Genomic DNA, 19,572 nt, shown 5'->3' with positions numbered 1-19,572 from the left:
GTCGCCACATGTGGTGACCGTCGGGTTCCGCTTAGGGTCGTCACATGACCTCGCCCACCCCCCTGCCCGGCCCCGGACCCAGCCCGCAGCCCCTCGCCCTCGACCTCCGCGGCCGAACCGCCCTGGTCACCGGTGCCGCCAGTGGCATCGGCCGCGCCTGCGCGCTGCGGCTCGCCGCCGCCGGGGCCGAGGTACGCGCCGTGGACCGGGACGCCGCCGGCCTTGCCGAGCTGGCCGCGCAGGCGGAACGGGCCGCCGGGCAGCGGACCGGCGGGCAGCGGGCCGGCGGCCTCACGGGGACCGTCGTACCGCGGGTCGTGGACCTCACCGACCTGGACGCCGCCGAACGCGCCGCTGCCGGAACCGACGTCCTGGTCAACAACGCCGGTCTGCAACTCGTGCGCCCTATCGAGGATTTCCCGCCCGAGGTGTTCCACACGGTGCTGACCGTGATGCTGGAGGCACCGTTCCGTCTGATCCGCGGCGCCCTCCCGCACATGTACGCGCAGGGCTGGGGCCGGATCGTCAATGTGTCCTCCGTCCACGGCCTGCGTGCCTCGGCCTTCAAGTCCGCCTATGTGGCCGCCAAACATGGTCTCGAAGGCCTGTCCAAGACGGCCGCGCTGGAAGGCGCCGCCCATGGAGTGACCTCCAACTGTGTGAACCCGGCCTATGTGCGTACCCCGCTGGTCGAGAAGCAGATCGCTGACCAGGCCCAGGCGCACGGCATCCCCGAGGAGCGTGTCCTGTCCGAGGTCCTGCTGAAGGACAGCGCGGTACAGCGGCTCATCGAACCCGAGGAGGTCGCCGAGGCGGTGGCCTACCTGTGCAGCCCCCAGGCGTCCTTCGTCACCGGCACCTCCCTCGTCCTGGACGGCGGGTGGACCGCCCACTGACCGGCCCGGCGGCACCGGCTCCGGCAGTTGTCCACAGGGCTGCCGCGCCGGGCGGCCGATACGGAATCCTGTGACCATGTCCCGCGATCACCTCCAGTCGGCACCCAGCGGCAGCGCCGAGGCCCCGTACCTCGACCTGCTGGCCCGCGACGCCTCCGCGGAGGCCTACGAGCAGCCGGTGCTGCTCGCCCGAGCCGAGGGCGAGCCGGCCTGCCGGATCGCCGCGCTCGAAGAGGCCAGACTGCTCGCCCTGCGCGTGCGCGCGGAACTGGAGGGGCGCCGGCGCCGCGAGGCCGAACTGTCCGCGCTGTTCGAGACCGCTCACGACCTCGCCGGCCTCCGCGACCTGGACGCCGTCCTCCAGGCGATCGTGCAGCGCGCCCGCTCCCTGCTCGGCACGGATGTCGCCTACCTCAGCCTCAACGACCCGGCACGCGGCGACACCTACATGCGGGTCACGGAGGGTTCCGTCTCCGCCCGTTTCCAGCAACTGCGCCTCGGCATGGGGGAAGGGCTCGGCGGACTCGTCGCCCAGACCGCGAGGCCGTACGTCACCGACGACTACTTCCACGACGGCCGCTTCCAGCACACCCTCGCCATCGACGGCGGCGTGCGCGACGAGGGTCTGGTCGCCATCCTCGGCGTACCCCTGATGCTCGGCCCGCACGTGATCGGCGTCCTGTTCGCGGCGGACCGGCGGGCCCGCGTCTTCGAACGCGAGCAGATCGCCCTGCTCGGCTCCTTCGCCGCGCTCGCGGCAGCGGCCATCGACACCACCCACCTGCTGACCGAGACCCGCTCGGCCCTGGCCGGGCTGGAGCGCGCCAACGAGATCATCCGGGACCGCAGCGCCGTCATCGAACGCGCCTCCGACGTGCACGACCGGCTCGCCGAACTCGTCCTGCGCGGCGGAGGGGTCCACGACGTGGCCGCGGCCGTCTCCCAGGTCCTCGACGGCACCGTGGAGTTCACCGAGGCACAGACGGCACCGGCCGCGGCCCTGGAGGCATCCCGTGCCGAGGGCCACGCCGTACGGCACGGCAGCGACTGGATCGCCGCGGTGGCCGCCGGCGGCGAACTCCTCGGCGCGCTGGTCCTGCGCGGCCACCCCGGACTGGACCCGGTCGACCAACGCACCCTGGAACGGGCGGCGATGGTCACCTCGCTGCTCCTGCTCGCCCGCCGCTCCGCCGCCGAGGCCGAACAGCGGGTGCGCGGCGAGCTGCTCGACGATCTGCTGGACGCCCGTGACCGGGACCCCCGCCTGCTGCGTGAACGCGCCGGCCGCCTCCACGCCGACCTCGACGCCACCCACGTCGTCCTCGCCGCCCGCCTCGACGGCCCGGCGGCCGACGCCGACGAGGAGGCCGCGGCCCGCCGCCGGCTGTGGTCCGCCGCGTCCCACCTCGCCGCCACCCGGCACGGACTTGCGGCAGCCCGCGACGGCGGCACCGTCCTGCTGCTGCCGCTCGGCACCGGCGACACCGCCACCGAGGTGGCCGGCCGTGCCGCCCGCCAGCTGGGCACGGCCGTCCACCAGCCCGTCACCGTCGGCGCCTCCGCACCCGTCACCGCCCTCACCGCGCACCCCGAGACCGTGGCCGCCGCCTACGCCGAGGGCCGCCGCTGCCTGGACGCGCTGCGCCTGCTGGGCCGGGCCGGGGACGGCGCGGCGGCCGAGGACTTCGGCTTCCTCGGCCTGCTGCTCGCGGGGGAGCGGGACATCGCCGGGTTCGTCGACCGCACGATCGGCCCGGTGGTCTCGTACGACAGACGGCGCGGCACGGAACTGCTGCGGACCCTGGAGGCGTACTTCGCCGGCGGGATGAGTCCGGCCCGCACCAAGGACGCGCTGCACGTCCACGTGAACACGGTGGCGCAGCGGCTGGAGCGCGTGGGCCGCCTGCTCGGCGCGGACTGGCAGACCCCCGCCCGCGCCCTGGAGATCCAACTGGCCCTGAGACTGCATCGGCTGGCCGCACCGGGACGGCCATGACCGGCCTCCTCGCGGAAGCCGGCCGGAGCCGTCCCGGAACGCCCGTGCCCGTCAGACGGTAGGTGCCTGCGCGGTCGAAGCGGCCCTGGAGGGCTCCCCGCCCTCACCCTTGCCCTCCCCCTCGGCCTCGGTGAGGTCCCGGTGCCGCGTCTCCCGGGAGAGGGCCACCGCGACCAGGGTCAGCACGGCGGCGGCGATCACGTACAGGGCGATGGGAGTGGAGCTGTCGTAGTCGGAGAGCAGCGCGGTCGCGATGAGGGGGGCCGGCGCACCGGCGGCGACCGAGGCGAACTGGGCGCCGATGGACGCGCCCGAGTAGCGCATCCGGGTGGAGAACATCTCGGCGAAGAACGCGGCCTGGGGTGCGTACATGGCGCCGTGCAGCACCAGTCCGACGGTCACGGCCAGCACCAGGTACCCGAACGAGCCGGTGTCCACGAGCGCGAAGAACGGGAACGCCCACAGGCCGACACCGGCCGCGCCGAACAGGTAGACGGGCCGCCGTCCGACCCGGTCCGACAGCGCGCCCCAGGCCGGGATGACGGCGAAGTGCACGACCGAGCCCACGAGTACGGCGTTGAGCGCGGTCTGCTTCGACACGCCGGCCGAGATGGTGGCGTACACGAGGATGAACGCGGTGATGACGTAGTAGCTGATGTTCTCCGCCATCCGCGCGCCCATCGCCACGAGCACGTCCCGCCAGTGGTGCCGCAGCACGGAGACGAGCGGCAGCTGCTCCGCCTCACCGTCCTTCCGGGCCTCCGCCCGCTCCAACGCCTGCTTGAACACGGGGGACTCGTCGACAGACAGCCGAATCCACAGACCGACGCCGACGAGCACGCCGGAGAGCAGGAACGGGATGCGCCAGCCCCAGGCGCCGAAGGCGTCGTCGGACAGCACGGCGGTCAGCAGGGACAGCACACCGGTGGCCAGCAGCTGCCCCGCCGGCGCACCGGTCTGCGGCCAGGACGCCCAGAAACCGCGCCGCCGCGCGTCCCCGTGCTCCGACACCAGCAGCACGGCGCCGCCCCACTCACCACCGAGCGCGAACCCCTGCACCAGCCGCAGTACGGTGAGCAGCACCGGTGCGGCGCTGCCGACGGTCGCGTGGGTCGGCAGCAGCCCGATGGCGAACGTCGCCCCGCCCATCAGCACCAGACTGAGCACCAGCAGTTTCTTCCGCCCCAGCCGGTCCCCGTAGTGCCCGAACACGAGCGCCCCCAGCGGACGCGCCGCGAACCCCACGGCGTACGTCAGGAACGACAGCAGCGTCCCCACCAGTGGATCGGAGTCCGGGAAGAACACCTTGTTGAACACCAGCGCGGCGGCGGACCCGTAGAGGAAGAAGTCGTACCACTCGATGGTGGTCCCGATGAGGCTGGCGGCGACGATGCGGGGGAGGCTGGCGGGGGGTGGGGGAGCGGTGGTTCCGGAGGCCATGTGCGCCACTTCCTCGTGTGCGGTGGGGACGGGTGGGTGTCGGCACACGGTAGGAAGATGCAGGTCAGGGGCACATGTGGTGGGGCACCATAGTTCGGGGCGCTGCTATGCGTCCGGCCACCATGCCGGCTTACACAAGGGCGGTTCAAGGGCTCTAAGGTGGTCGAAACGAGTGCTGTCGGGGACGCGCAGTTCGGGATGATTTGACGGTGCGGTGCTGACGCCCGTGCTGGTTTGGTGCTGACTAAAAGCCCACGTCATCACCCGTGCTCACCCCTCCCGTGCTGACTTGGTGCTGACTACGCTCCGTTGAACTCGGACATCTTGGGGCCGATCGGCTCATCGGTCGTCGCTGGTTAACGACACCCCGGCGTTCTTCGCTACCGGCACACCCTGCGCGGAGAGCAGGACTCTTTGGGCCCGGCGCCAGGTCGCCACCGACCCGGCCCCACCCCGCGGATGATCCGCAGAGGCTGCCGTCCCTCGTCATCGTGGATCTCTCGGACGTGTAGTCGCTCTGCCGCTGGGACAGGGAGACGGTCACGCGCCGTCCGGCACGGCATCCGGACGGCGCGTCAGGTCACGAGAGGGCGAATAGTGCCTGATCGGGCACGAGCTGCCACCGGACCGCTCGACGACGGAGCCGTGCCGGAGAAGCCGCTGCGGTAGCGGTCCTTGAGCACCGCTCTCCTGGCTTCCTCGGAAAACAATCGGACCCCTTCCCCATCGGCGTGATGAGTGGAATCACCACGCCGATGGGGAAGGGACCCTGTCTCCTGGCGGCACCTGCTGGCAAGCCCAGGGCTCTCTGTAGCTCAGGAGGGCACGGGTGCGATGAGAGTTTGTGCTGATAGTGACCTTGAGGTCCGGGCCGGTGCCCGGTGGGGCGGTCGGTGGGACGGGCCGCAGCGCGCCGGAGGGGTCGGGAAGGGTGATCCAGGCGTCGCGGACCCGGTACGGCACGAGGTTCACCAGCGGTGCGCCGTTGATGATGCCGATCTGACCGCCGGGCAGCCCGCCGTCCTCGTGGGCTCCCTGCGTGCCTCGGTTCTCCGGGGCTGGAGGGCTCCCGTCACGGTGACCTTGCCGGCGGGCGGGGCGGGGATCTCCGCGGCCCCGGCGCGGCCGGGGAGCCAGCCTCGGACGACGGGCAGCGCGTCACCGTGTTCGGTGCGCAGCAGTGTCAGGACGTAGGAGCCGGCCCTTCCGTCCAGTTCGCGGCCGGGAACGAGGAAGGAGGCGTCGTAGTGACCGGTGGCGGTGGCGAGCCGGCCCGAGGTCAGCTCGGTGACCGGCAGCAGATCGTCCAGCGGTGCGGCGGTCCGGTCGGCGGGGGACACGCCGTGGTGCTGCTGGTCCTCCTGGTGGGATTCCACGCGTGCCGCGAAGCGGTCGAGCTGCCAAGTGCCCACATACCCCAACGGGGTAAGGGGTTGGCCGGTCACGGACGTGGACGCGGTCCCCGGCCTCGCCGTCGAGGCCGGGGACCGCATGCACGACAGACCGCCCGGCTCAGCGGATGCGGCGAGGTGCGCCGTCCCCGCTGCCTGCCGTGCCGCGCGGGTCCGGCGTGCTCTCAGGCAGGCGGGCGGCGCAGGGCTGAGGCGAGGGTCGCCTCGAGGGCGCCGAGGGCCTCCTCGGAGGTGAACCGGCCCGCTTCGACCTGGTCCCCGGCGGCCTGCACCAGGGCGTAGATGGTGCCGACCAGCCAGTGGGAGGGCAGGTCGTCCCGGAATGCTCCCTCCTGCCGCCCACGGGCGATGAACCGTTCCATCGCCGACAGGATGCCGACGTGGTGATCGTGGACCGCTTCCGCGGGCAGCGCACGCCGGGCGGCGTGCAGCATGCGCAGATTGCGGTCGAGCAGTTGCCAGGAGGATCGGATGAGCGCCCGGAGTGTCTCGTCGGCCGGGCCCTGGTCGAGGTCGGTGGCGTCGAGGACCGCGGCGACCTCGGCCAGGGCGCGCTCCATCAGTTCACTGAGGAGTGCCTCGCGCGAGGCGAAGTGGCCGTACAGAGTGACCCGGCCGACTCCGGCCGCCGCGGCGATCTCGGTCATGCTCGCGTTGGGATTCTTGCCGAAGCACGTGGTGGCGGCGGCGAGGATCGCGGCGATGTTGCGCTCGGCGTCTGCCCGACGGGGGTGGCCGGAGCCGCCCCGTCGGGCTGACGCGGTGCCGTGGTGGTGTCCGGAGTCCATGGGACGGAGTCTAAGGACCGTGAGCGGTTCCTCTCAGTGGACGTGGACGCCCTCGGGGAGTTCGGCCTTGCCTCGGGGGATCACGGCCAGTGCGATGAGGGCCGCCACCGCTGCCACGACGGCCAGGGTGGCGTAGGCGGCGTGGAAGCCGGTGGCGGAATGCGCGGCGATTCCGGTGGCGGCGACGGTCGAGACGGTGGCCGCGCCCACGGCTCCGCCGACCTCGTGGAATGTGTTGACCACTCCGGAGGCGATGCCGGCCTCTTCGTGGGAGATGAATCCGAGCGCGGTGGTGGTCGCGGCGACGAAGACGGGGATGATCCCGATCGCGCCGACGGCCAGGCCGGCGACCGTACCGGGGGTGCCGTCGACCAGGGCGAGCACCAGGCCCCCACCGCCCGACACGAGCAGCCCGCCGGCGGCGACCGGGCGCGCGCCCGCGTGGGCGATGAGGTGCGCCGCGAGGTGGGCGCCGACCGCCGTGGCGACGGCGACGGGCAGCAGCAGGGCTCCGGTGGACAGGGCGGAGAGGCCGCGCACCTGCTGGAGGTAGAGGGATCCGAGGAAGATGAAGCCGAGCAGCAGACCGGTGGCGACCAGCATCAGGAACGAGCCGGCGGCGACCGGGCGCTTGGCGAGGATGCGCAGGTCCATCAGCGGGGCGGAGATCTTCCGCTCGACGACGGCGAAGAGGGCGTAGAGGACGGCGGAGCCGAACAGGGGCACCAGTGTGTCGGCCGAATCCCAGCCCGCGTCGCCCGCCTTGATCAGGCCGTAGATCAGGGATCCGGTCGCCGTGGTGACCAGGACGGCGCCCGGCAGGTCGATCCGGCTGCCGTTGTTGCTGCTGCTGTGCCGTGCGGACGCGGGCAGAAGCCGGGGGAGCAGGAGGAGGACGCCCAGGCCGACCGGGATGTTGATGAAGAAGACCCAGCTCCAGCCGGGGCCGGCGGTGAGCACGCCGCCGAGCATCGCGCCGACCGCGAAACCGATGCCGCCGAGCATGGCCCAGATGCCCAGCGCCTTGTTCCGCTCGGGGCCGTGGAAAGTGCGGCTGATCGTGGCGAGCGCCGCCGGGGAGAGCAGGGCCGCGCCGATGCCCTGCGCGAGCCGTCCTCCGATGAGGACGGTGGCGTTCTCCGCCAGGCCGGTCGCGAGTGAGGCGACGGTGAAGAGCACCAGGCCGGTCAGCAGCAGGCGACGGGCGCCGAAGGCGTCGGCCAGACGGCCGCCCAGCAGCATCAGACCGCCGAAGCAGAGCGTGTAGGCGGTGACCGCCCAGGTCAGGGACTCGCGGGTGAGGTGGAGATCGGCACCGATGCTGGGAAGAGCGACGTTGATCACCGTCACGTCCAGGATCAGCATGAACTGCGACAGGCAGAGCAGCGTGAGCAGCATCCAGCGCCGCGGGTGAACCGTCGGTTCGGGATGCGTCTCGGCGGTGCTGTGGGTGGCGTGGGCCATGAGTGGGTCTCCGAATTCATACAAGGTGTACGAGTTAAGGTAGCGCAACCATCCCTAACTTGAACACCGATGTTTGAGTTACTGTCCTCCGCGGAGAGTCCGGCCGGGGCCCCATGCAGGTCTGGCGCACTCGGTGAAGGTGCCTTGACTCTAAGTGGCATAGTAGTTAAGTTTGACAATGTGTTCGACTTGACGGGGGTCAGGTTGCACTGCGTTCACCTGACGTCCTGACACATCATCCGTAACAAGGCCCCTGAGGACTCTCCGTCGCCTGGGCAGCTCCCAGCCCGGCGTGAGCAGTGCCTCACCGCGAGCGCGGTGAGGCGTCATCCTGAAGGAGCTTCGTGGATCTCATTGCCCAACTGGCGGTGGCCAGAAGAGGGTTGATTCTCGCTCTGACCGTCCTCGTCGCCGCTCTGGCAGCATTCTGCGGCGCCGGCGTGCAACAGCACCTCGTCAACGGAGGCTTCCAGAGCCCGTCGTCGGAATCGATGCAGGTGGACGACGCCCTGGCCCGGGACTTCCACACCGGCGCGCCCAACCTGGTGGTGATCGTCTCCGGGCGGGGCGGCAGAGCCCTGGACGACCCCGGGGTCACGGACGCCGCGAACAGGCTGGTCGCCCGCGTGCGCAGCTTCGACGGTGTGGTCTCGGCGGACTCCTACTGGACCTCGGGCCGGCCGGCGTCACTGCGCTCCAAGGACGGAGGCAGTGGCCTGATCCTGGTCCGGCTCGGCGGGAACGAGGGCACCTACCAGGCCACGGCCAAGCGGATCGTCCCGAAGATCGGCGACGACCGGCTGAACCTGCGGTTCACCGGCATCGCGCAGGCCTATGTCGAGGTCGAGCAGGTGTCGGCCGACGACCTCCTGCGCGCCGAGCTGATCGTCGCCCCGATCACGCTGGTGCTGCTGGTGCTCATCTTCGGCAGCCTCGCCGCCGCCGTCGTACCGCTGGTGGTCGGGGGCGTCTCCGTGGTCTCCACCACCGCCGTGCTGCAAGTGCTCACCGAACTCACCCCCGTGTCGGTCTTCGCGCTCAACGTGACGACGGCACTGGGGCTCGGCCTGGCCATCGACTACAGCCTGTTCGTCATCAGCAGGTTCCGCGACGAACTGGCCGCCGGTGCGGACGTGGGCGCGGCGGTGCGGGCCACGGTCCTGACGGCGGGCAGGACCGTGCTGTTCTCGGGTGTCACCGTGGCACTCTCGCTCTCCGCGCTCCTCGTCTTCCCGCTGTACTTCTTCCGCTCGATCGCCTATGGCGGTATCGCCGTGGTGCTGGTGGCGGCCCTCACCTCCGTGGTCGCCCTCCCGGCCTTCCTCGCGGTGCTCGGGCACCGGGTGAACGGCTTCGACGTCTTCGGACGGTTCCGGCGCCGCACTCCGAGCGGGTTCTGGCAGCGGCTGGCGCTGGGGGTGATGCGGCGCCCGGTCCCGGTCATGACCGTGATCGTCACCCTCCTGCTGCTGCTCGGAAGCCCGTTCCTGTCGGCCTCGTTCAGCCTGGCCGACGACCGGGTCCTGCCCGCCTCGTCACCGGCCCACCAGGCGGCCCGGTACCTCAGGGAGAACTTCGACGCGGGGGAGAGCAACCCGATTCCGGTCCTCGTGCGCGGGGTGAGCGGTGCCGAGGCCGCGAAGACACTCCCCTCGTACGCAGCCGGACTCTCCGAACTGCCGCACGTCCGCCGGGTGGACACCCTCACCGGTTCCTACGCCGGCGGCCGACCGGTCGCTCCGCCCACCTCTGCCTCGAACCGATTCACGGCCCGGGTGGGGAGCTGGCTGTCGGTCGTGTCGCCGGTCGAGCCGTACTCTCCCGAAGGCCGCGCGCTCGTGGGGGCCCTCCGGGCCGAACGCGGGACACCGGCTCCGGTTCGGGTCGGCGGGCAGGCCGCGCAATTGGTCGACACCACACATGCCACCGGCGGACGGCTGCCGCTGGCGCTGTTCATCATCGCGGTGACGACGTTCATCCTGCTCTTCCTCTTCACCGGCAGCGTGCTGATTCCGGTGAAGGCGATCGTGCTGAACCTCCTGAGTCTGACGGCCACGTTCGGAGCCATGGTCTACGTCTTTCAGGACGGCCATCTGAAATGGCTGGTCGGCGAATTCGACACCACCGGCATGATCGATGCGACAATGCCCGTTCTGATGTTCTGCATCGCTTTCGGCCTATCCATGGACTATGAGGTGTTCCTGCTGTCCAGGATTCGCGAGGAATATCTACGCAGCGGCGACAACACCCGCTCAGTCGCGCTCGGACTGGAAAAGACCGGACGGGTGATGACCGCGGGCGCGGTGCTGATCGGGACGGTGTTCGTCACCTTCGCCTCCTCCGGCCTCACCCTGCTCAAGCTGCTCGGGGTCGGCCTCGCCCTGGCCGTCGTCGTCGACGCGACGCTGGTCCGCGGTCTGCTCGTACCCGCCTTCATGCGACTTGCGGGGCGGGCGAACTGGTGGGCGCCCGCCCCGCTGCGCCGGTTGCATGACCGGTTCGGCCTGAGTGACGAAACAGAGCACAATCCGGAAACATCCCGCACGACGACGGGAAGGGGCGAAGAGGTCGAGGTGGTAAAACCCATGCGGTGACCTGCGAAGGTGGTCGTCCGGCTGCGTTCCGAGCCAAATGACTTGACGCCGGTCTGAGCTGCTCATAGGGTTCCGAAAGTGCAGCCCCCGGTATTCCGGGTGCTGCCGGGAGCTGGATCTCAGTGATTCTGTAAGTGCCAGCACGGGGGATTTAGAAATGATTTTTGAGCTGCTCGAAGAACTGCCGTCCAGCGGATTCGGACTGCAATTGCCGAACCTGCCGACGGCCCCGGAGCTGCCCTCGGCGCCCAGCGGCGGACAGGAGCCGCCGGACGCCGCCTTCGCCACCCGCCACAGCCGGGTCGGCAAGGAAACCTGGGCGGCCATCCACCAGGAAGCCGAGCTGAGGGGACTCGCTCCGGCCGTCGTGCTGATGACGGCTTACGCGGACGTCCTGCGACTGTGGTCCGAGCAGCCCGGCTTCACGCTCGATCTGGTGCTGCCCGGCCGGGCCGCGACCCTTCCGCTCGTCTTCGACACCCTCCCCGAGGTCTCCTTCGCGGCCCGCGCGAAGCGACTCCAGCAGCAGCTCACCCGGGCGTCGGAGGCCGGACGGGAGCCCGCGGCGCCGGAGCCGGAGCGATGTCGTCTCCATCACGGCATCATCGAGGAAGCGGGCGAACTCGCCCTCACCTGGGAGGTCCGGGAGGCGCAGTACCCCGACGGCCTGCCGGACGACCTGGTCGCGGTCTGCGTCGCGACGCTCGACCGCCTGGCGAGCGAGGACGGCGCCTGGGACACCACGGCGCGCCTCACCAGGCTGCCGGACTGGCAGACCGAGGAACGGCGGAGCGCCAACGACACCGGCGCCGACCTGCCCGCCACCACCCTCTGCCGCCTCGTCGAGACCAGGGCCGCCGAGCGCCCTGAGGCCGTCGCGGTCATCGCCGACGACGGCCGGCTCACCTACGGCGAAGTGGTCGCCGACGCCCGGCGCCTCGCGCGCCGCCTGGTCACGCTCGGCGCGGCGCCCGGCACCCTCGTCGGCGTCATCGCCGACAGGGGATGCGCCCAGGTGCCCACCGTCCTCGGAGTCACCCTGTCCGGGGCCGCCTACCTGCCCGTCGATCCGCAGTGGCCCGCCGCGCGGCGGGCCCAGGTCCTGGAACAGGGCGGCGTCCGGGTGGTGGTGACCACACCCCGGCTGCGCGACGGGACAACCTGGCCGAGCGGCATCCGGCTGGTCACCCTCGACGACCCTGAGGTGCGCGCCGCGAGCGCCGCACCGCTGCCCACCGGGCCCACTCCCGAGGACCTGGCGTACGTGATCTTCACCTCGGGATCCACCGGTCGGCCCAAGGGCGTGGTCATCGATCACCGCGGCGCGGCCAACACCGTCCAGGACATCAACGCACGCTTCCGGGTCGGCGCTGACGACCGGGTGCTCGCGCTCTCCTCCCTGAGCTTCGACCTCTCGGTGTACGACGTCTTCGGCACCCTGGCCGCCGGTGCCGCCGTGATCATGCCCGCACCGGACCGGGCCCACGACCCCGACCACTGGTCCACGCTGGTCACCGAGCACGGCGTCACCGTCTGGAACTCCGTGCCCGCGCTGATGGGCATGTGGCTGGACGCCCCCACCGCCGAAGTCGCCGAATCGACCCTGCGTCTCGTCCTGCTCAGCGGCGACTGGATCCCCGTCCCCCTGCCGGACGCGGTCCGCGCGGTGCACCCGCGCGCCCAGGTGATCAGCCTCGGTGGCGCCACCGAGGCGTCCATCTGGTCGGTCACCTACCCCATCGGCGAAATACCGCAGGAGTGGAGCCGTATCCCGTACGGCAAGCCGCTGGCGAACCAGACCCTCCACGTGCTCGACCACCAGCTGGACCCGTGCCCGGTATGGGCGACCGGAGAGATCTGCATCGGCGGCACCGGCGTCGCGAAGGGCTACTGGGCGGACCCGGTCCGAACAGCCGAGCGGTTCATCGTCCACCCCACCACGGGCGAGTACCTCTACCGGACCGGGGACCTCGGCCGTTACCTGCCCGGAGGCGACATCGAGTTCCTGGGCCGGAAGGACACCCAGGTCAAGCTCAACGGCTTCCGGATCGAACTCGACGAGATCGCCGCGGTGCTGCGCCGCCGGCCGGGGGTCGGCGAAGCGATCATCACGGTCGACACCAACCCCGCGACGGACCGCAAGCAGCTCATCGCCTACCTCCTGCCCGACGGCCAGGAGGAGGCGGCACCCGCTGCGGACGACGCCTCCACCTGGTCCGGGATTCTCGAAGCCGGCGCATCCGAGCTGCGGCGGGCCACCGTAGAACTCGCCCCCGCCATCGCCACCTTCCGCGATCTCTGGCACCGGCTCGAGGCGCTGGCCCCCTCGGTCATGGCCCTCAGCTTCGCCCGGCTCGGCGTCTTCACGGCCCGGGGCGACACGGCCACCGCGGACGAGATCATCGCCCACAGCGGGGTGCGTCCGCAGTACCGCGGGCTGATCAGTCAGTGGATGTCCGTCCTCGCCGGAGAAGGACTGCTCAGCCCCACCGGGCAGCCCGGGGAGTACCGAGCCGAGCGCGCCGTCGACGCGGACCAGCTGGATGCCCGGATCAGGACCGAACTGGCCGCGTTCACCGTGACCGGAACCGACCGCGTACTCCTCGACTACTTCACGGAATGCGCCGGCAACCAGCTCGCGCTGCTCGAGGGAAAGGTACGTCCGCTCCAGCTGCTGCTCCCCGACGGGGACTGGCGCGTGACCGAGGCGCTGTACGCCGGCAACCCGGCCGCCCGGGTGCAGAACGGAACAGCCGCGTCGGTGGTCCGTGCCTACGTGGAACGGCGCCCCGCCGGACGCAAGGTCAGGATCCTGGAGGCCGGGGCCGGCACCGGCTCGACCTGCGACCGTATCCTGCCCACGCTGCCGGCCGACCGCGTCCGGTACCACTTCACCGACATCTCGACCGCCTTCTTCGCGTCGGCCAGGGAGCGGTACGCGGACGCCTACCCCTTCGTCACCTACGGCCTGTTCGACATCGACGACGAACCGGCCCCGCAGGGCCTGGCGCCCGGCTCCGCCGATGTCATCGTCGCGGCGAACGTCCTCCACGACGCCAAGGACCTCGGCAGGACCCTGGAGAACATCCGGGGTCTGCTCGCCCCCGGGGGGCTGTTGGTCCTCATCGAGGGCACGGTCAACTCGCCGCTGAACATGATCAGCTTCGCCTTCCTCGAAGGCTTCGGGAACTATCAGGACCAGCGTGAGGCCACGCTGCTGTCGGTGCCCGAGTGGCAGGCGCAGCTGGCGGCCGCGGGCTTCACCCGATGCGCCTCCGTCCCCGAGGGTGCACCCGCGGTGAACGCCCTGATCCAGCACGTCCTGATCGCCGGGGCACCGGCCGGCCGGGAATCCCTCGACACCGCGGCGCTGAACAAGGTGCTGGGCGACCTGCTGCCCGACTACATGGTTCCCCACCACTACGTGGTCCTGGACCGTCTGCCGCTGAGCGCGAACGGCAAGGTCGACCGCTCGGCCCTGCCGTCCCCCTGGCGCGAACTCGCACCGGAGAACAGGACCTCGCCGCACACAGCCCTGGAGCAGCGGCTGTTCGAGATCTGGAGCGACGCGCTGGGACGCGACGACTTCGGCGTCGACGACGACTTCTTCGACCTGGGCGGCGACTCGCTGCACGCGGTGCGCATCATCGGCAGACTCAGGGCCGAACTCGGCATCAGGCAGGCCGGCGACGAGGCCGTCGACATGCTGTTCCAGGCTCCCACCATCGCGGAACTCGCCAAGGCGCTGACCGGGCAGGCGGAGGAGGGTCGGTGACCCGGCACGAGCCGTTCCCCCTGACCCCGCTGCAGGAGGCGTACCTGGTGGGTGCCTCCCACCTGGTCGAGCTCGGCGGCTTCCTGCCGAGCTACTACGTGGAACTCGACATGGTCGACGTCGACCTGGCCCGCGCCGAGCAGGCGCTCAACCAGCTGCTGCGCCGGCACGCGCACCTGCGGACCGTGATCGACGCCGCCGGTGCCCAACGCGTCCTCAGCGATGAGCAGACCCCGCCGCTTCAGCTGGCCGTGACGGATCTGAGCGGCCTCGACGAGGACCGCAGACAGGCCGCGATCCGCCGCACCAGGGATCGCATGTGCCGTGAGGGCGTGGACCCAACCGGCTGGCCCCTGTTCGAGGTCGCTGTGCACCGCCTGAGGGCCCGTCGGGTCAGGGTCCACCTCGCGATGAGCCTGCTGCTGCTCGACGGCCGGGGCATCCGCCAAGTCATGGACGAGTGGCGGGCCTACTACCACGATCCCGCCGCCGCGCTTCCCGTTCCGAAACTGACGTACCGCGACTGCCGGCTGGAATTGCTCGCGAACGAGAGCACCGCGGAGTACCGGAGCCAGTGGCGTTACTGGGAGGACCGCCTTCCGCACCTGCCGGAGGCGCCCCAGCTCCCGCTGGCCGTACAGCCCGCGGCCATCGACACGGTGCGGTTCACCCGGCGAACCCACCACCTCACCCGCCTTCAGTGGCAGCGGCTGTCCGCCGCCTTCCGTCAGCACCGCGTGCTGCCGACGACGGCGTTGTGCCACCTGTTCGCCGAGGTGCTCGGCGCATGGGCGGCAGTGCCCCACTTCAGCCTGAACCTGCTCCACCAGAACTGGGCGACCACCCGCCCGCACATGGCGGGGGTGGTGGGGCAGTTCGGCGCCACGCTCCCGCTGGAAGTGGACCTGCGGCAGCCGGGGGACTTCTGGGAGCGGGCCCGGCAGCTGCAGCGCCAGATCTGGAAGGACCTCCAGCACGCCGATGTCGCCGGTGTGCGGATCACCCGCGAGCTGGCCGCGCGCCGGGGCTGGACCTCCCGCGCCGCGCTGCCGTACGTCTTCACCAGCATGCTGAAGGCGGGCGGGACGGCCGAGCACGCTCCGCCACCGGACGGACGAAACCGGCCGGTCTGCCGCGAGGTGACCAGCGATCTGCGCACACCCCAGGTCCTGGTGGACAACCAGCTCCACGACGGTGCGGACGGCGGCGTCGACTGTGTGTGGGACGTCGTGGACGAGGCCTTCCCGCCCGGCCTTCCCGACCTCATGTTCGAGGCGTACGGGCGGATGCTGGACCAGCTGGCCGAGCCCTCGGGCGCGGCAGCACGGCCGGACCCGGTGCCCGCCCGGCACCGAGCCCTGGTCGCGGAGCTGAACCGGCCCGTGTCGGCCCCTCCGGCGGAACGTCTGGAGGACGGCTTCCTGCGCCGGGCGGCGGCGCGACCGGCCGCCACCGCCGTCCTGACCGATCACCGGTCACTGACCTACGGCGAGCTGGAGGCCCGTTCCCGGGCGGTGGCCTGCGCGCTGGGGGCCCAGGGGGTGGGCCGTGGCGACATCGTGCCCGTGGTCATGACCAAAGGGTGGGAACAGATCGTCGCCGTCCTCGGCGTACTGCGTGCCGGCGCGGCCTACTGTCCCGTCGACGCCGACCTGCCGGCCGAGCGGATCTCCCACCTGCTCGACGGGTGTTCCGCGCGGATCGCGCTGGTCCAGTCCCCGAACGCGTCCCGCGTCGGCGGTCTGGGCGCACGTCCCCTCCTGCGCGTGGACGAGCTGGCACCCACCCCGCGGCAGACCTGCGCACGGACGGGCGAGCCGGGCGACCTCGCCTACATCATCCACACCTCCGGTTCCACCGGGCAGCCCAAAGGCGTGATGATCGAACATCAGGCCGCGGTGAACACCGTCGAGGACATCAACGACCGCCTGGGGCTCACCCCCGAAGACCGCGTCTTCGGTATCTCGTCGCTGAGCTTCGACCTCTCCGTCTGGGACGTGTTCGGCACGCTCGCCGCGGGCGCCGCCCTGATACTCCCGGAGGCCACGAACCGTCCCGACCCGTTGGCCTGGGCGGAGGCCGCCGTCCGCCACGGCGCCACCGTGTGGAACTCGGTACCGGCGCTGGCCCAGATGCTGACCGAGGTCGTCGAACAGCGGCCGGAGGCCGGCGCACCCCCCGTCCGGGCCTTCCTGATGAGCGGCGACTGGATCCCGGTGGAGCTGCCGGACCGCCTGCGGTCGCACTGGCACGACACCCGGGTCATCGCGATGGGCGGCGCGACCGAGGCGTCCATCTGGTCGAACATCTACGAGATCGGCCAGGTCGATCCCGGCTGGCGGAGCATCCCCTACGGCGTTCCGCTGCGCAACCAGAGCATGCGCGTGCTCGACCACCGGCTGGAACTCCGCCCGCCGTGGGCGGTCGGCCGCATCCACATCGGCGGCCTCGGGCTCAGCCGTGGCTACTGGCAGGATGCCCGGCGCACCGACGAGCGGTTCGTACGGCACCCCGGCACCGGTGAACGGCTGTACGCGACGGGTGACCTCGGCTGCTACCGGCCGGACGGCACCATCGAGTTCCTGGGCCGCGAGGACCGCCAGCTCAAGATCCAGGGCTTCCGGGTCGAGCCCGGTGAGGTCGAAGCGGCGATCCGGGAGCATCCCGCGGTGGGGGAGTGCGTCGTCAGCGGCGAGGACACCCCGGGCGGCCAGCGGCGCCTGGTGTCCCTCGTCGTCCCCCGGGAGGGCGAGAGCCTCGACGGCGCGACGATCCTCGTCCATCTGCGGTCGCGGTTGCCGCACTACCTGATACCCGGACAGATCCATGTGCTGGAGCGGCTGCCGCTGACGCCCAACGGCAAGGTGGATGCCGCCGGGGCCCTCGCCACCCTCGCCGCGCAGGCACCGGCCGCCGCGCAGACCACGACAGGAGAGCAGGGTACGCACGGTGAGTTGGTGGACCGGCTGTGCAGGCTCTGGGCCGAACTGCTCGAACTGCCCACGGTCGACCCGGACAGCGACTTCTTCGCGCTGGGAGGCAACTCACTGCTCGCGCTTCGGCTGATCAACCGCATCCGCGCCGAACTCGGCGTCGAGCTGAAGTTCGGCCAGGTCTTCGAGGCGCCGACGGTACGGGCGCTGGCCGGGCACGTCACCGGAAACGACCGGGTCGCGAGCTGCCGGGTCACGCTGTCCAGCGGCACGGCCGGCTCCGGTCGGGCCACCGCGTCCACGGCGGCCGGACGGGAACTCTTCCTCTTCCACCCGGTGGGCGGCTCGGTGAGCAGCTGCACGGCACTGGCCCGGCACTGGCCCGGTCCCGTCCACGCCTTCCAGAGCCGAGCGCTCGCCCAGGGCTCGACCTCGGCGCTGGACCACGATGTGGTGACGATGGCCGCCTCCTACCGCGAGGAACTGCAGCAGGCGACGCCCGAGGGGCCGTATCTCCTGGGCGGCTGGTCGATGGGCGGGGTCCTCGCGTACGAGGTCGGCCGGCAACTGGCCGAGCGCGGGCACGAGGTCCACGTCTTCATGATCGACAGTGATCTCACCGAGGTCAGAACGACCGCGACCGAGGCGGCCAGGCACCTGGAGTTCCTCGGCGACCTCGCCGGAGGCCGACTGCCGGCACAGGCCCGGGCCGCCGTACTCGACGCTCCGTCCGACCTGCTGACGCGGACCGCGAGGGACCTGTCGGTCGCGTACGGCTGGCTGCCCGCCGGAACCGGTGCGGGGCAGTACGAGCTGCTGATGCGTGTCCACGCCCACAACCTCGAAACCCTCAGCGGCTACCGGGCGGACAAGTCCGAGGTCCCCACGCTCCTCTTCGTGGCCGGGGCGGCCGACCGCGCCGATCCAATTCCGGCCTGGCGCGACATCTGTCCCCGCCTCGACGTGGAGGTCTGGCCGGAGGACCACTACTCGATCGTCGCCGGTGACCGGCCCGCAGCGATCGCCGCGCGCGTCGCGACCTGGCTGGCGGACCCGCGCGTCCAGCGCTAGCCGGTCCGCTCACTTCATTCCCATCGCTCGATGCTCGATCGAGCTGATGCACCGACCAACGGGGAAACCACCATGCAATTTCTGGAAACCGAACGGGCGACACTCGAGCGATTCATGCCGGGTCTCGACGCCGATCTCGCCCGGACACCCCTCGCGGACCTGGAGAAGCCGGGCAACCCCGCGCTGGCCCTGTTCAAGGCGGCGGGTGGCCCGAACCTGCTGATCCCCACCGAGCAGGGCGGCTACGGCGCCACCCCGGTCGAGGCGGTGCGGGCGCAGCGGGCGATCGGCGCCCGGTCGCCCTCGCTCGGGGTCGCCACGACCATGCACCACTTCTCCGTCGCCAGCCTGGCCGAGGCGAGCCTCGGCGACGGGTTCGAATGGATGCTGCTGGAGGGCATCGCCGCCGGCCGGCTGCTGCTCGCCTCCGGTTTCGCCGAGGGCCGCAGCGGAGCCGCGATCCTGTCCCCCACGCTGCGCGCCGTGCGGCGCGGCGGCAACCTGATCGTGACCGGCTCCAAGAAGCCCTGCTCGCTCTCCCGCTCGATGGACCTGCTCACCGCCTCGGTGGCGGTCACCGACGAGGACGGGCGCGAACGGATGGCCGTCGCGGTGATCCCGGTGGACAGTCCCGGCCTCGAGGTCAGGCCGTTCTGGAACAACTTCGTCCTGGCCGGCGCGGAGAGCGACGAGGTCGTCCTCAAGGACGTGGAGGTCCCCAAGCGCCTGGTCGTCATGACGGACAGCAGCGAGGACCAGCGGCCCGACAAGCTCCAGACCAGCGGGTTCATCTGGTTCGAGCTGCTCGTCACCGCTTCCTACCTCGGCGCGGCGAGCGCCCTGGTCGAGGGCGTGCTGTCGGCGGGCAGGGCGGACGCCGTCGAGCGCGCGGCACTCGTCATCGAGACCGAGGCCGCCATGGCCATGCTGGAGGGCGTGGCCCGGGCCAAGGCGGCCTGGGAGGACGGCGAGGAGATGCTCGCCCGGGTCCTGTGCGTCCGCTACGCCGTGCAGGATGCCATCAGCCGGATCAATCGCCGTGCGGTGGAGCTGCTCGGCGGGATGTCCTACATCGGATCGAGCGACGCGGCATACCTGTCCGCCGCCTGCGCCGGCCTGATGTTCCATCCGCCGTCCCGCACCCACATGTCCGACCAGCTGTGCGACCACTTCGCCGGCCTACCGCTGCGCGTCGGCTGAGAA

General features: G+C 71.3%; 10 protein-coding genes and 1 pseudogene. 6 read left to right on the top strand and 5 right to left on the bottom strand.

All coding sequences use genetic code 11. From position 1 onward, the window contains the following. Positions 1-44: 44 nt before the first annotated feature. Together ABZ117_RS23500 and ABZ117_RS23495 are read left to right on the top strand one after the other, a co-directional pair. Positions 45-896: a 3-hydroxybutyrate dehydrogenase gene (locus ABZ117_RS23500; protein WP_356823680.1), complete on the top strand. Its 852-nt coding sequence runs from the start codon at positions 45-47 to the stop codon at positions 894-896. 76 nt (positions 897-972) lie between these two features. Beyond that, a complete protein-coding gene (locus ABZ117_RS23495; RefSeq protein ID WP_356823678.1) occupies positions 973-2,892 on the top strand; it encodes a GAF domain-containing protein in 1,920 nt (639 codons plus the stop codon). Between the two features lie 51 nt (positions 2,893-2,943). On the opposite strand, the gene ABZ117_RS23490 is transcribed toward ABZ117_RS23495, so the two are convergent. The 5 genes and pseudogenes from ABZ117_RS23490 to ABZ117_RS23470 form a co-directional block, all read right to left on the bottom strand. After that, a complete protein-coding gene (locus ABZ117_RS23490; protein ID WP_356823676.1) occupies positions 2,944-4,332 on the bottom strand; it encodes an MFS transporter in 1,389 nt (462 codons plus the stop codon). Positions 4,333-4,674: 342 nt separating this feature from the next. After that, a pseudogene (locus ABZ117_RS23485) lies at positions 4,675-4,895 on the bottom strand (hypothetical protein); the annotation flags it as partial. Positions 4,896-5,300: 405 nt separating this feature from the next. Beyond that, positions 5,301-5,744 (bottom strand): SURF1 family protein, encoded by a 444-nt coding sequence (locus ABZ117_RS23480; RefSeq protein ID WP_356823674.1) that lies wholly within the window; start codon positions 5,742-5,744, stop codon positions 5,301-5,303. A 164-nt stretch (positions 5,745-5,908) separates the two neighbouring features. Further along, a complete protein-coding gene (locus tag ABZ117_RS23475; protein WP_356823672.1) occupies positions 5,909-6,532 on the bottom strand; it encodes a TetR/AcrR family transcriptional regulator in 624 nt (207 codons plus the stop codon). A gap of 33 nt (positions 6,533-6,565) precedes the next feature. Further along, the gene (locus ABZ117_RS23470; protein WP_356823670.1) at positions 6,566-7,996 is read right to left on the bottom strand and encodes an MFS transporter; all 1,431 of its coding nucleotides are present in this window, start codon (positions 7,994-7,996) and stop codon (positions 6,566-6,568) included. Positions 7,997-8,340: 344 nt separating this feature from the next. Here ABZ117_RS23470 and ABZ117_RS23465 point away from each other — a divergent pair, with 344 nt between their 5' ends. From ABZ117_RS23465 to ABZ117_RS23450, 4 genes are all read left to right on the top strand, one after another. Next, positions 8,341-10,590 (top strand): MMPL family transporter, encoded by a 2,250-nt coding sequence (locus ABZ117_RS23465; protein WP_356823668.1) that lies wholly within the window; start codon positions 8,341-8,343, stop codon positions 10,588-10,590. 157 nt (positions 10,591-10,747) lie between these two features. After that, positions 10,748-14,365 (top strand): amino acid adenylation domain-containing protein, encoded by a 3,618-nt coding sequence (locus ABZ117_RS23460; RefSeq protein ID WP_356823666.1) that lies wholly within the window; start codon positions 10,748-10,750, stop codon positions 14,363-14,365. Further along, complete coding sequence (locus tag ABZ117_RS23455) at positions 14,362-18,369, top strand: amino acid adenylation domain-containing protein (RefSeq protein ID WP_356823664.1); 4,008 nt, start codon at positions 14,362-14,364, stop codon at positions 18,367-18,369. The genes ABZ117_RS23460 and ABZ117_RS23455 overlap by 4 nt, the downstream gene beginning before the upstream one ends. A gap of 72 nt (positions 18,370-18,441) precedes the next feature. After that, entirely contained in the window at positions 18,442-19,569 is a 1,128-nt protein-coding gene (locus ABZ117_RS23450) for an acyl-CoA dehydrogenase family protein (protein WP_356823662.1), read from the top strand. Positions 19,570-19,572: the final 3 nt, after the last annotated feature.

Source organism: Streptomyces sp. NPDC006309, assembly GCF_040613095.1.
Classification (GTDB): domain Bacteria; phylum Actinomycetota; class Actinomycetes; order Streptomycetales; family Streptomycetaceae; genus Streptomyces.
Note: the sequence above shows the minus strand (reverse complement) of the source record. Positions and strands in the feature narration are given on the sequence as shown.

Coding starts and splice junctions, on each gene's coding strand:
- ABZ117_RS23490 (WP_356823676.1), bottom strand. CDS start 4,332: ATGGCCTCCGGAACCACCGCTCCCCCACCCCCCGCCAGCCTCCCCCGC.
- ABZ117_RS23495 (WP_356823678.1), top strand. CDS start 973: ATGTCCCGCGATCACCTCCAGTCGGCACCCAGCGGCAGCGCCGAGGCC.
- ABZ117_RS23500 (WP_356823680.1), top strand. CDS start 45: ATGACCTCGCCCACCCCCCTGCCCGGCCCCGGACCCAGCCCGCAGCCC.
- ABZ117_RS23450 (WP_356823662.1), top strand. CDS start 18,442: ATGCAATTTCTGGAAACCGAACGGGCGACACTCGAGCGATTCATGCCG.
- ABZ117_RS23460 (WP_356823666.1), top strand. CDS start 10,748: ATGATTTTTGAGCTGCTCGAAGAACTGCCGTCCAGCGGATTCGGACTG.
- ABZ117_RS23470 (WP_356823670.1), bottom strand. CDS start 7,996: ATGGCCCACGCCACCCACAGCACCGCCGAGACGCATCCCGAACCGACG.
- ABZ117_RS23475 (WP_356823672.1), bottom strand. CDS start 6,532: ATGGACTCCGGACACCACCACGGCACCGCGTCAGCCCGACGGGGCGGC.